We start from the raw sequence: 12,101 nt of genomic DNA, 5'->3' as shown, positions 1-12,101 counted from the left end.
AAGCAAAGCAGAAGCCCGGACATGCGCCAGCGTTGCGAAGCAGAAACCAGGGAAAAGGCAGAAGAAAACCCGACGACCGAAAGGCGTCGGGAGCGCAAAGATCAGTATTTCACTTTGCTCAGACGATCGAGATAACCCATCACAAAGGCCGACAGCACAAAGGTCAGGTGAATAATGACGTACCACATCAGTTTATTATCCGGGACATTTTGCGCATTCATAAAGACCCGCAGCAGATGAATGGAGGAGATCGCCACGATTGAAGCGGCAACCTTATTTTTCAGCGAAGTGGCATCCATTTTTCCCAGCCAGCTAAGCTTCTCTTTACCTTCGTTAATATCCAACTGTGAGACAAAATTTTCATAACCGGAAAACATCACCATGACCAGCAAACCGCCCACCAGGGTCATATCGACCAGCGATAGCAGGGTCAGAATCATATCCGACTCACTGACGCTAAAAATATGCGGCAGTATGTGGACGATCTCCTGAAAAAATTTGATTGTCAGTGCAATCAACCCAAGCGAAAGGCCAAAATAGACCGGTGCTAACAACCAGCGCGAGGCGTAGATAGCATTTTCCAGAAAGCGTTCCATAAAATCCCGTTAGTGAATGAAAACGGACGGCATTATATCGCAACAGAACAACGGTATAGCAACAGATTCCCCACAGAAGCAGGCCGGGAAAAACGAAAAAGGCTGGCACAAGGCCAGCCTGGGGAGACGTACTGAAGGGGCGCTACTTCGCTTTTACGGTTTCTTCACCCACCAAACCGATCTTCAGATAACCGGCCTGATGCAGGATATCCATGACTTTCATCATCGTTTCGTAGTCCACGGTTTTATCCGCGCGGAAGAACACGGTAGTGTCTTTATCCCCTTCTGTCAGCGCATCCAGAGACGTTACCAGGCTCTCTTCGGTGATCGGATCGTTACCGAGGAACATCGTTTTATCGGCTTTCACCGACAGGTAAATCGGCTTTTCAGGACGCGGTTGCGGCTGACTTGACGAGGCCGGGAGATTAACTTTCACGTCAACGGTGGCCAGCGGCGCCGCCACCATAAAGATGATCAACAGCACCAGCATAACGTCAATAAACGGCGTCACGTTGATGTCATGCATTTCGCCGTTATCATCAAGGTTTTCGTTAAAATGCATCGCCATAAAGCATCAACCTACGCGGAGTTTCTGGGCGGTACGCACCGGTTTGACGCCGCTGGCACTCAGGTCAAGATCGCGGCTTTGCAGCAGCAGCACCTGGGCGGCGACATCGCCAAGAGAGGCTTTATAGCTGGCAATCATACGCGCAAAAACGTTATAGATAACCACCGCCGGAATCGCGGCAAACAGGCCAATCGCCGTTGCCAGCAGCGCTTCCGCAATCCCCGGAGCGACAACCGCCAGGTTGGTGGTCTGGGTCTGCGCGATACCGATAAAGCTGTTCATGATCCCCCAGACGGTACCAAACAGGCCGACAAACGGGGAAATCGCGCCGATAGTCGCCAGATAACCGTTACCACGGCCCATATAACGCCCCACCGCCGCAACGCGGCGTTCCAGCCGGAAGCCGGTACGTTCTTTAATGCCTTCGTTATCTTCAGAACCCGCGGAGAGCTCCAGCTCGTTCTGCGCTTCATTGATCAGCTGCGAAGTCAGGCTTTTGGCCGGGAAAGCGTTAGCGATATCGCTGGCCTGGTCGAGAGAGCGCGCTTCAGCAACCTGTTGCTGTTCACGCTTCAGGCGGCGCTTGCTGGCGAGGATCTCTGCACCTTTGCCGAAAAAGATAGCCCATGTCACTACCGACGCCAGAATCAGGCCGATCATCACTATCTTAACAACAATGTCGGCATGGTGGTACATACCCCAAACGGAGAGATCCGCCTGCATCAAATTATTACCCACACTCTATCTCCAGGACGTAAATCACAAAATCTGAGCACAATAATATCAAAACGACATTGAATTGATAGTGGTTCTCATTAGTATTTACACTGTGCAGCAAATCAGATTTCTTTTCCTTGCGCTGACATAGTAAAACGCTGCTGACCCCGGGATTGGTAAAATTTTTACCTGTATCCTCCATTGCCCGGTACACAATCAGGTATTCATGTTAGTTTAGACGTCCAGATGTATAAAAATAGGTTGTCAGAACATGACTGATAAGCATCTTGATACTACGCTGGTTCACGCCGGACGCAGCAAAAAATATACTCAAGGTTCAGTAAATAGCGTCATCCAGCGGGCGTCATCGCTGGTTTTCGACACCGTCGAAGCGAAAAAGCACGCCACGCGCAATCGGGCCAAAGGCGAACTGTTTTACGGTCGCCGCGGTACCCTGACCCACTTTTCACTGCAGGAAGCCATGTGCGAACTGGAAGGCGGCGCCGGCTGTGCCCTCTTCCCCTGCGGCGCGGCGGCGGTCGCCAATACGATTCTGGCCTTTGTCGAACAGGGCGACCATATATTGATGACCAACACCGCCTACGAGCCCAGCCAGGATTTTTGCACCAAAATTCTCGCCAGGCTTGGCGTAACCACCAGTTGGTTCGACCCGCTGATCGGCGGTGATATCGCCCGTCTGGTGCAGCCCAATACCCGCGTGGTGTTTCTGGAATCTCCTGGCTCGATCACTATGGAAGTGCATGACGTACCGGCGATCGTCGCGGCGGTACGCAGTGTCGCCCCCGAAGCGATTATCATGATCGACAACACCTGGGCGGCGGGGGTGCTGTTTAAAGCGCTGGATTTCGGCGTTGATATCTCTATTCAGGCGGGTACCAAATACCTGATTGGCCATTCGGACGGAATGGTCGGTACCGCGGTTGCCAATGAACGCTGTTGGGATCAGTTGCGGGAAAACGCCTATCTGATGGGGCAAATGCTTGATGCCGATACCGCCTATATGACCAGCCGCGGCCTGCGCACCTTAGCCGTTCGCCTGCGTCAGCACCATGAAAGCAGCCTGTATATTGCCGAATGGCTGGCGCAGCACCCGCAGGTGGCGCGCGTCAATCACCCGGCTCTGCCTGGCAGCAAAGGCCATCAATTCTGGAAGCGTGATTTTACCGGTAGCAGCGGACTGTTCTCTTTCGTGCTCAATAAAAGACTGACTGACGACGAGCTCTCCGCCTATCTGGACCACTTCAGCTTATTCAGCATGGCCTACTCCTGGGGCGGCTTTGAATCGCTGATTTTAGCCAACCAGCCGGAACAAATCGCCGCGATCCGCCCGGATGCTGACGTTGATTTCACTGGTACGCTGATTCGCGTACATATCGGGTTAGAAAATGTTACCGATCTACGGGATGATTTAGCGGCGGGCTTTGCGCGTATCGTGTAAAGTGCATCGGGTGGCAACAATAGCGGACGTTTTTAAAAGAGGCGCCCGCTTTAGTTGCGCCCGGGATCAAGGTGCTCAGGCCTCTTCAGGAGTACACTAAATAAAAAATACGGTACCACTTAGGAAAGTCCATGGTTGTCATTCAAGAAATTGTCGCCGCACTGTGGCAGCATGATTTTGCCGCATTGGCAAATCCCCACGTTGTGGGTGTTGTATATCTGGTCATGTTCGCAACCCTGTTTTTAGAAAACGGCCTGCTACCGGCCTCGTTTCTGCCGGGCGATAGTCTGCTACTGCTGGCCGGCGCACTGATAGCCAAAGGCGTGATGGGCTTTGTACCTACTGTCGCTATTTTAACCGCGGCGGCCAGCCTCGGTTGCTGGCTGAGCTACGCTCAGGGGCGCTGGCTGGGAAATACCGTCACCGTTAAGCGCTGGCTCGGCCATCTGCCGCATAAGTACCATCAGCGGGCAACCTGCATGTTTGACAGGCACGGCCTGCTGGCGCTGCTTGCCGGGCGTTTCCTGGCATTCGTTCGGACGTTGTTGCCGACGATGGCCGGGATTTCTGGGTTACCTAACCGCCGTTTTCAGTTCTTTAACTGGCTGAGCGCACTGCTGTGGGTGTGTGTGGTCACCGGTCTGGGCTATGCGCTCAGCATGATTCCTTTCGTTAAGCGCCATGAAGATCAGGTCATGACCTGCCTGATGATTCTGCCCATTGCGCTGCTGATTGCCGGGCTGCTCGGCACGGTTATCGTGGTGCTCAAAAAGAAATACTGCAACGCCTGAAACGTGACCGGGACGGCATCACTTCGCCGCCCGGCGTGGCTCATCACATTCCCTGAATCGTCCTGATCCGCGCCGCGTCTTCTCCCGGCGTCATGCCGAAGTAACGCTTAAACTCGCGGCTAAACTGCGACGCGCTTTCATAACCGACCTGAATCGCCGCGGCGCTGGCCTTCATGCCATCGTGGATCATCAGCATGCGCGCTTTATGCAAACGGTAGGTTTTCAGATATTGCAGCGGAGAGGTGCTGGTGACCGACTTAAAGTTATGATGGAACGCCGAGACGCTCATATTGGCTTCCGCCGCCAGTTGGTCGACGCTCAGGTTTTCAGTGTACTGACTTTCGATTCGCTTGAGCACCCGGCTAATCAGGCTGAAGTGAGTCTGCCGGCTGACCAGCGCCAGCAGCGCACCGCCGCAGGGGCCGGTCAGCACGTGATAAAGGATTTCACGCACAATCTGTTTGCCAAGAATACGCGCGTCCAGCGGGCGTTCCATGACATCCAGCAGGCGCTCCGCCGCACACAAAATCTCTTCGGAGAGAACCGCCGAGTTGATCCCGCTCGACGCGATCGGTGGCTGAAACTGCTCATCTTCCCCAATATCCATCAGCAACTCCTGGAGTTGCAGAATATCGACATTGAGCCGAATCCCTGCCAACGGGACTTCCGGCGTAGCAAAGGTTTCGCACTCGAACGGTAGCGGCACCGTGAGCAACAGATATTCATTAGCGTCATACCGGAATGTCCGTTCGTTAATATAACCAATTTTATGCCCGGAAAAGAGAAAAACGATCCCCGGCTGGTACATTACCGGCGTACGCGTTCCCGGCTGCGTACCGTACAACAGGCGAATATCCGGTAGCACACCACTGTGTATTTCTTCTTTATCTTTCAGATTATTAACTTTTTCTGTTAATAGTTGACATATCTCGGCGCGATTCATTTTTCATGCTTCTCCGAACGTTTTTCGACCTCCGCATTGTGCGCATTTCCGCGGTATTTCTCCAGCCTGAAGGAGAAATGGGCAAGACAACGGCAGGAATGTGCATTGAGACGAATGCCCCTGGGGACCACAATGTCCGTCATCTGGCAGAGATATCGTCTCTGCTGGCAGTTCCATTCTATTTGAGGGCACCAGCCATGAATAATTTCGACCTACATACCCCAACCCGCATTTTGTTCGGTAAGGGCGCGATTGACAATCTGCGCGCTCAAATCCCGGCGGATGCGCGCGTGCTTGTCACCTATGGCGGCGGTAGCGTGAAAAAAACCGGCGTGCTTGATCAAGTACTGAGCGCACTGAGTGATATGGACGTCCTGGAATTTGGCGGTATCGAGCCGAATCCATCCTACGAAACGCTGATGAACGCAGTAAAAATAGCGCGCGAGGAAAAGATCACGTTTTTACTGGCGGTCGGCGGCGGTTCCGTTCTCGACGGGACTAAATTCATTGCCGCCGCGGCGCACTATGACCCCAGCATCGATCCATGGGAAATCCTCGAAACCTACGGTGGAAAAATTACCCGCGCCATTCCCATGGGATCGGTACTGACGCTCCCGGCGACCGGTTCCGAATCCAATAAAGGCGCGGTAATCTCACGCAAAACCACCGGTGACAAACGCGCGTTTATGTCCCCCTTTGTACAACCGCTCTTCGCTATTCTGGATCCGGTATACACCTATACCCTGCCGCCGCGCCAGGTCGCCAACGGCGTGGTTGACGCCTTTGTCCATACCGTTGAGCAGTACGTCACGTATCCGGTTGACGGCAAAATCCAGGACCGCTTCGCCGAAGGCATTCTGCTGACGCTGATTGAAGAGGGTCCGAAGGCGCTGAAAGAGCCGGAAAACTACGACGTGCGCGCCAACATTATGTGGGCCGCGACCCAGGCGCTGAACGGCCTGATCGGCGCCGGTGTGCCGCAGGACTGGGCAACGCATATGCTGGGACATGAACTGACCGCAATGCACGGGCTCGATCACGGCCAGACGCTGGCTATCGTCCTGCCCGCCCTGTGGCATGAAAAACGCGACGCGAAGCGTGCCAAACTGCTGCAATACGCTGCCCGCGTCTGGAACATTACCGAAGGTTCTGACGCGCAACGGATCGACGCAGCTATCGCGGCGACGCGCAACTTCTTCGAGCAAATGGGCGTCCCGACTCGCCTTTCCGCCTACGGTCTGGATGGTAGCACTATCCCGGCGCTACTGGCTAAACTGGAAGAGCACGGCATGACCCACCTGGGTGAAAACCAGGATATTACGCTGGACGTCAGCCGCCGGATTTACGAAGCGGCCCGCTAAAATCGCCCCCTCTTTGCCTGAATGCACGGAAAGAGGAGATGTTTAGCTACCGTTTTTAGCTATTTCGTCCAGACTTAATGCTACGCCTCAGCGGAATTTATTCCGCTGAGTTTCATTAACAGGAGGAAGGCATGACACATCCAACCGTTATAAAACTACACGACGGCAACCTGATGCCGCAGTTAGGGCTCGGCGTGTGGAAAGCAGACAACGAGGAAGTCGTCTCCGCCATTCATAAGGCGCTGGAAGTCGGTTATCGCTTATTTGACACCGCCGCCGTATACCAAAACGAAACTGGCGTCGGCAATGCGCTAAGCAACGCTGGCGTCGCCCGCGATGAACTGTTCGTTACCACCAAATTGTGGAATGACGATCAAAAGCATCCTCATGAAGCGCTACAGGAAAGTCTGAAAAAACTCAAACTCGACTACGTCGATTTATATTTAATTCACTGGCCGGTTCCGGCGACTAACCATTACGTTGATGCCTGGAAAAGTTTAATTGCCCTCCAGCAGCAGGGGCTGGCAAAAAGCATCGGCGTCTGTAATTTCCAGGTTCATCATTTGCAAAAGCTGATTGATGAAACCGGCGTCACTCCGGTGGTGAATCAGATTGAGCTTCATCCTCTGTTGCAACAGCGTCAGCTTCACGCCTGGAACGCGATGCATAAAATCCAGACCGAGTCCTGGAGCCCGCTGGCCCAGGGGGGCGAAGGGGTATTTGATCAGAAAATCATCCACCAACTGGCGGATAAATACGGCAAAACGCCGGCGCAAATCGTCATTCGCTGGCATCTCGACAACGGCCTGGTGGTGATCCCCAAATCCGTGACGCCATCGCGTATCGCTGAGAACTTTAATGTCTGGGACTTCCGTCTCGACAAAGATGAGCTGAGTGAAATCGCGAAACTGGATCAGAACAAGCGCCTGGGGCCGGACCCGGATCAGTTCGGCGGTTAGACCGTAAAAAAGCCGAATGGCGCGTCGTTTATCCGGCCGATGGCCAACGATTTTGTCAGCCAGGTAAACGACGCCCCGCCGGTAATGCCGCAGCGTTAACGACTGGCGGCCTTACCGCGTTTTATGGGCTTCGTTGCCATCGCCCCGCCGTTCGATCGCGGGTGTCCTGCCGACGTATGCTTCGTCAGCGCCGGGCGGGTATTGCGGTTCTGGCGCCGCGCTTCACGCATCTCATCCAGCGTCGGAGACGGCACCAGACAGTCGCGACGCGAACCAATCAGATGCTTCTTGCCCATGCTTTCCAGCGCCTGGCGGATCAGCGGCCAGTTGGCCGGATCGTGATAGCGCAGCAGCGCTTTGTGCAAACGGCGCTGCTTGTCACCCTTCGGCACCACCACGTCCTCACTCTTATAGCCAATTTTACCCAGCGGGTTCTTACCGGTGTAATACATGGTGGTCGAGTTCGCCAACGGCGACGGATAGAAGTTCTGCACCTGATCCAGACGGAAACGATGACGCTTCAGCCACAGCGCCAGATTCACCATATCTTCGTCACGTGTACCGGGGTGGGCGGAGATAAAATAGGGGATCAGATACTGCTCCTTCCCGGCCTGTTTAGAGTAAAGATCAAACAGCTCTTTAAAGCGGTCATAGCTGCCCATTCCCGGCTTCATCATCTTCGACAGCGGTCCCGCTTCGGTATGTTCAGGGGCAATCTTCAGATAACCGCCCACATGATGGGTCGCCAGCTCTTTAATATAGCGCGGATCTTCAACGGCGATGTCGTAACGCACCCCGGAGGCTATCAGGATCTTTTTGATGCCTTTCAGATCGCGTGCCCGGCGATAGAGATTAATCGTCGGCTCATGGTTGGTATCCATATGCGGGCAGATATCGGGATAAACGCATGACAGACGGCGGCAGGTTTGCTCGGCGCGCGGCGACTTGCAGCGCAACATATACATGTTGGCCGTCGGCCCGCCGAGATCGGAAATCACGCCGGTAAAACCGGGAACTGTGTCGCGAATGGCTTCGATTTCATTAATAATCGAATCTTCGGAACGGCTCTGAATAATACGTCCCTCATGCTCGGTAATCGAGCAGAAGGAACACCCGCCAAAGCAGCCGCGCATGATATTAATGGAGAAACGAATCATCTCATAAGCCGGAATCCGCGCATCACCGTATGCTGGATGCGGAACGCGCTGATACGGCAGCGCAAAGACGCTATCCATCTCTTCGGTAGAGAGCGGAATGGCAGGCGGATTAATCCAGATATAGCGTTCACCGTGTTTCTGCATCAGCGCGCGGGCGCAGCCGGGGTTCGTTTCATGGTGCAAAATACGCGATGCATGAGCATAGAGCACCTTGTCGCCTTTGACCTTCTCAAAGGATGGCAGCAGGACGTAGGTTTTCTCCCACGGTTTCGGCCGCGGCGGCTGCACGGTGACGCGCTTCGCTTCCTGTTTTGGCGGCGCAACGGTTTTGTTATCAGAACAAGGTAAATCTTCGCCGTAAGGATGCGGAATCGGGTCAATTTTCCCCGGCGTATCCAGACGCGTGGAATCCACCCCGCTCCAGCCCGGCAGCGCATCTTTGACCATAATGGCGGTGTTGCGCACATCGCGGATATGCCCGATAGGCTCGCCAGCAGCCAGGCGGTGCGCCACTTCCACCAGCGGGCGTTCGCCGTTGCCGAACATCAGCATGTCCGCTTTCGAATCCACCAGCACCGAACGTCGTACAGTATCAGACCAGTAGTCATAATGCGCGGTACGGCGCAGGCTGGCTTCGATACCGCCGAGGATCACCGGCACATCCTTCCACGCCTCTTTACAGCGCTGGGTATATACCAGCGTCGCGCGATCCGGACGTTTTCCGGCAACGTTGCCCGCCGTATAGGCGTCGTCATGACGGAGCTTACGGTCGGCGGTGTAGCGGTTGATCATCGAATCCATGTTGCCAGCGGTTACGCCAAAAAACAGATTCGGTTTCCCCAGACGCATAAAATCGTTTTTAGTATTCCAGTCCGGCTGGGAAATAATCCCCACGCGAAAACCCTGAGATTCCAGCATACGCCCGCAAATCGCCATGCCGAAACTGGGATGATCGACGTAGGCATCGCCGGTCACCAGGATAATGTCGCAGCTATCCCAGCCAAGTTGATCCATCTCTTCTCGCGACATTGGCAAAAACGGCGCAGGGCCGAAGCAGGCAGCCCAGTACTGCGGCCAGGAAAAAAGGTCACGATCCGGTTGGATCAGGGATGTTGCGCTCATATGGCTTCCGGGAAAAATGATAAAAAAATAATCAAAAAGGGCGGCGATTATAAGCCGGAACGAGGAGAGAATGAAGGAGGTTTTTGCGCGCCCGGCCGGATGCGGCCGGGGCGAAATACATTACATTACGCTGCCGGGTTTACCAGAAGCTGGCCAATTGAGCCACGGTCAGCAAGCTCCAGCGTCTGACTTAAGTACTGGAACGGGAAGTGCGGCCATGAAGGCTGGGCATAGTACACTAAGAGTTCAACCTGCCCATCGATCCAGACGGTATCCTTCCAGCCGCGATCCTCCGGGAATGGCGCAGCGCCGTTGACGTTACGCACCTGGAACATCACGCCTTCAATATGGAACGACTGAGGCAGGTCGGCACGCACCGTCCAGCGCTCCCAGGTCCCCTGCTGCGCGGTAATATCAATCCGCCGCGGATCCCATAACTGCCCATTAATCCCCGGATCATCACCCAGGGTGATATCGCGGCTACGAATCGGTACGCCGGTCAAAATTTCCGTTGGCAGCAAACGCACCGGCAGACTATCCGTCACCAGCGGCAACAGCCCCGTCGGCCGCAAGGTCAGAATAAGCGTTGAAATCAGGATGCTCGATGGTTCGAAGAAGCCGCGAATACGATCGACAATACTGGCCGCTTCCCCACAGGTAATCGACACTTCCTCGCCGTCGGTCATATCGACGAGAATTTCCCGTCGCTCGCCGGGCGCCAGCGACAGCTGCTTCAGTGAGACAGGCGCCGGCAGCAACCCCTGATCGCCAGAGATCACGTGCAGCAGTCGACCATCGCTCATCTGTAGCTGGTAGCGACGAGAGTTGGAGGCATTCAATAAACGCAGACGCACCCAGCCGCGCGACACCTCAACGAACGGCCCCTGGACACCGTTCACCAGCAACGTATCGCCGACGAAGCCGCCGCTGCCGGGCTCGCTATATTCAGGTGTGCCGAAGTTATCCAGCCGCTTGTCCTGAATAATCACCGGGAAATCATCAACGCCGTAGTGGTTAGGGATCGGCAGGTTCTTACTCACTTCATCTTCCACCAGCCACATCCCGGCGAGGCCGTTATAGACCTGTCTGGCCATATGATTTGGCGTATTGGCCTGATACCACAGCGTCGCCGCACTTTGCCGAATCGGCAGTACCGGGGCCCAGTCAGCATTCGGCGACATCATGCGCGCCGGGCCGCCGATCAACGGCCCAGGAACCTGCAAACCACGGACCGTCATCGCGACATTTTCAGTCAGACGGTTGCTGTATATCAGCTTCACATCGTCGCCATTCCAGACGCGAATGGTTGGCCCCATATAGCGGCCGTTGATGCCCCATACCGACGCGCGAGTGCCGGGAGTAAACGACCAGTGCGCGCGCTGCAGCGTCAAAAACAGCGGCTGACCACGACGGGATTCCAGCAGAGGAGGAATCGGTAGCGCAGGCTGCTGATCCGCAGCCTGTGCCTTCAGCGGCGCGGCGCCTGCGCACAGCGCTACGCCTGAAGCCTTAATAAACTGACGCCGACTGAGTGACATATTAACTCCATGAGATACTGACTAATTAACAAGGGAATTCGTTTCCCGCCAGCAATACGCGCGCGGCGTTTGCCGTGTTATATCTTTCCAGCTGCTTCACGCTCGGCAACTTCTTTGTCCAGATCAGCAATTTTGGCGGACATCAGTTCGCGACAGTGAGTCGCCAGCGCACGAACCCCCTCTTTCCCGTACTGGCTGGTATCCACCGGCGGCAGCATTTCCACAATAACCAGACCGTTATTCAGGCGATTGAGATTAATTTTATTCGATGTATTCGATACGCACACCGGAATAATCGGCACACCGGCCGCGATAGCCGCATGAAAAGCGCCGGTTTTAAAAGGCAGCAGGCCGCGACCACGGCTGCGGGTCCCTTCCGGAAACATCCAAAAAGAAATGTTGCGCTTTTTAAACGCGTTCACCACTTCCGCAATGGTGCCGTGCGCTTTCGCCCGATTATTACGGTCAATTAACAGGTTCCCCGTCAACCAGTATAACTGACCGAAAAAAGGGATCCACGCCAGGCTCTTTTTCCCCACCGTCACGGTCGGCGGCTGCACAATATTCGATGCCGTCACCATATCATAGTTATTCTGGTGGTTAGCGATATAGATGGCGTTGCCGTAGCTTTCCGCATCGGCTGGCTTGCGCAGTTCTACCTTCAGGCCGAAAACCGGTGATAATTTACCAAACAGACGACCAAAGGTGGCAACATGTTTAGGATTACGCGGACTGAACAAACAATAAATACAACCGAAGATACACACCAAAATACAATAGATAACAACGATTATTAGTCGAAAAATAAATAGCATAGCTACCTCTGAAGCCCAAACCGCTTAGAATTATACTCGCTGCCTGGCAAATTATTGACGCCATAGCTTAATTCA

At 54.5% G+C, this 12,101-nt stretch carries 10 protein-coding genes and 1 pseudogene; 4 read left to right on the top strand and 7 right to left on the bottom strand.

Annotated elements, in window-relative coordinates; all coding sequences use genetic code 11:
- Positions 1 to 101: 101 nt before the first annotated feature.
- The 3 genes from FE839_RS20035 to exbB form a co-directional block, all read right to left on the bottom strand.
- A complete protein-coding gene (locus tag FE839_RS20035; protein ID WP_138362532.1) occupies positions 102 to 596 on the bottom strand; it encodes a TIGR00645 family protein in 495 nt (164 codons plus the stop codon).
- Between the two features lie 142 nt (positions 597 to 738).
- Positions 739 to 1,164 (bottom strand): TonB system transport protein ExbD, encoded by a 426-nt coding sequence (gene exbD, locus FE839_RS20030; protein WP_138362531.1) that lies wholly within the window; start codon positions 1,162 to 1,164, stop codon positions 739 to 741.
- Positions 1,165 to 1,170: 6 nt separating this feature from the next.
- The gene (exbB, locus tag FE839_RS20025; RefSeq protein ID WP_138362530.1) at positions 1,171 to 1,902 is read right to left on the bottom strand and encodes a tol-pal system-associated acyl-CoA thioesterase; all 732 of its coding nucleotides are present in this window, start codon (positions 1,900 to 1,902) and stop codon (positions 1,171 to 1,173) included.
- A 250-nt stretch (positions 1,903 to 2,152) separates the two neighbouring features.
- Between exbB and metC the strand changes: the two genes are divergently transcribed.
- A complete protein-coding gene (gene metC / locus FE839_RS20020) occupies positions 2,153 to 3,340 on the top strand; it encodes a cystathionine beta-lyase (RefSeq protein ID WP_138362529.1) in 1,188 nt (395 codons plus the stop codon).
- A gap of 131 nt (positions 3,341 to 3,471) precedes the next feature.
- Positions 3,472 to 4,131 carry a DedA family general envelope maintenance protein YghB gene (gene yghB / locus FE839_RS20015; RefSeq protein ID WP_138362528.1) on the top strand — a complete coding sequence of 220 codons (660 nt, stop codon included), beginning with the start codon at positions 3,472 to 3,474 and terminating at the stop codon, positions 4,129 to 4,131.
- A gap of 43 nt (positions 4,132 to 4,174) precedes the next feature.
- On the opposite strand, the gene FE839_RS20010 is transcribed toward yghB, so the two are convergent.
- Complete coding sequence (locus tag FE839_RS20010) at positions 4,175 to 5,074, bottom strand: AraC family transcriptional regulator (protein WP_138362527.1); 900 nt, start codon at positions 5,072 to 5,074, stop codon at positions 4,175 to 4,177.
- A gap of 197 nt (positions 5,075 to 5,271) precedes the next feature.
- Here FE839_RS20010 and yqhD point away from each other — a divergent pair, with 197 nt between their 5' ends.
- A complete protein-coding gene (gene yqhD, locus FE839_RS20005; RefSeq protein ID WP_138362526.1) occupies positions 5,272 to 6,435 on the top strand; it encodes an alcohol dehydrogenase in 1,164 nt (387 codons plus the stop codon).
- Positions 6,436 to 6,566: 131 nt separating this feature from the next.
- Positions 6,567 to 7,394 carry a 2,5-didehydrogluconate reductase DkgA gene (dkgA, locus tag FE839_RS20000; RefSeq protein ID WP_138362525.1) on the top strand — a complete coding sequence of 276 codons (828 nt, stop codon included), beginning with the start codon at positions 6,567 to 6,569 and terminating at the stop codon, positions 7,392 to 7,394.
- Positions 7,395 to 7,522: 128 nt separating this feature from the next.
- On the opposite strand, the pseudogene FE839_RS19995 reads toward dkgA, so the two are convergent.
- The 3 genes and pseudogenes from FE839_RS19995 to plsC form a co-directional block, all read right to left on the bottom strand.
- Positions 7,523 to 9,794, bottom strand: a pseudogene (locus tag FE839_RS19995) (YgiQ family radical SAM protein); the annotation flags it as partial.
- Between the two features lie 4 nt (positions 9,795 to 9,798).
- The gene (gene ftsP, locus FE839_RS19990) at positions 9,799 to 11,211 is read right to left on the bottom strand and encodes a cell division protein FtsP (protein ID WP_138362523.1); all 1,413 of its coding nucleotides are present in this window, start codon (positions 11,209 to 11,211) and stop codon (positions 9,799 to 9,801) included.
- A 77-nt stretch (positions 11,212 to 11,288) separates the two neighbouring features.
- Positions 11,289 to 12,026: a 1-acylglycerol-3-phosphate O-acyltransferase gene (plsC, locus tag FE839_RS19985; RefSeq protein ID WP_138362522.1), complete on the bottom strand. Its 738-nt coding sequence runs from the start codon at positions 12,024 to 12,026 to the stop codon at positions 11,289 to 11,291.
- Positions 12,027 to 12,101: the final 75 nt, after the last annotated feature.

This window comes from Klebsiella indica, from assembly GCF_005860775.1.
Taxonomy (GTDB): domain Bacteria; phylum Pseudomonadota; class Gammaproteobacteria; order Enterobacterales; family Enterobacteriaceae; genus Klebsiella; species Klebsiella indica.
The sequence above is the reverse complement of the archived record's forward strand: the minus strand, read 5'-3'. Positions and strand labels throughout refer to the sequence as shown.

Bases quoted from the DNA above. Each gene is read 5' to 3' on its own strand.
- FE839_RS20010 (WP_138362527.1), bottom strand. From the start codon at position 5,074: ATGAATCGCGCCGAGATATGTCAACTATTAACAGAAAAAGTTAATAAT.
- plsC (WP_138362522.1), bottom strand. From the start codon at position 12,026: ATGCTATTTATTTTTCGACTAATAATCGTTGTTATCTATTGTATTTTG.
- ftsP (WP_138362523.1), bottom strand. From the start codon at position 11,211: ATGTCACTCAGTCGGCGTCAGTTTATTAAGGCTTCAGGCGTAGCGCTG.
- metC (WP_138362529.1), top strand. From the start codon at position 2,153: ATGACTGATAAGCATCTTGATACTACGCTGGTTCACGCCGGACGCAGC.
- dkgA (WP_138362525.1), top strand. From the start codon at position 6,567: ATGACACATCCAACCGTTATAAAACTACACGACGGCAACCTGATGCCG.
- exbD (WP_138362531.1), bottom strand. From the start codon at position 1,164: ATGGCGATGCATTTTAACGAAAACCTTGATGATAACGGCGAAATGCAT.
- yqhD (WP_138362526.1), top strand. From the start codon at position 5,272: ATGAATAATTTCGACCTACATACCCCAACCCGCATTTTGTTCGGTAAG.
- yghB (WP_138362528.1), top strand. From the start codon at position 3,472: ATGGTTGTCATTCAAGAAATTGTCGCCGCACTGTGGCAGCATGATTTT.
- FE839_RS20035 (WP_138362532.1), bottom strand. From the start codon at position 596: ATGGAACGCTTTCTGGAAAATGCTATCTACGCCTCGCGCTGGTTGTTA.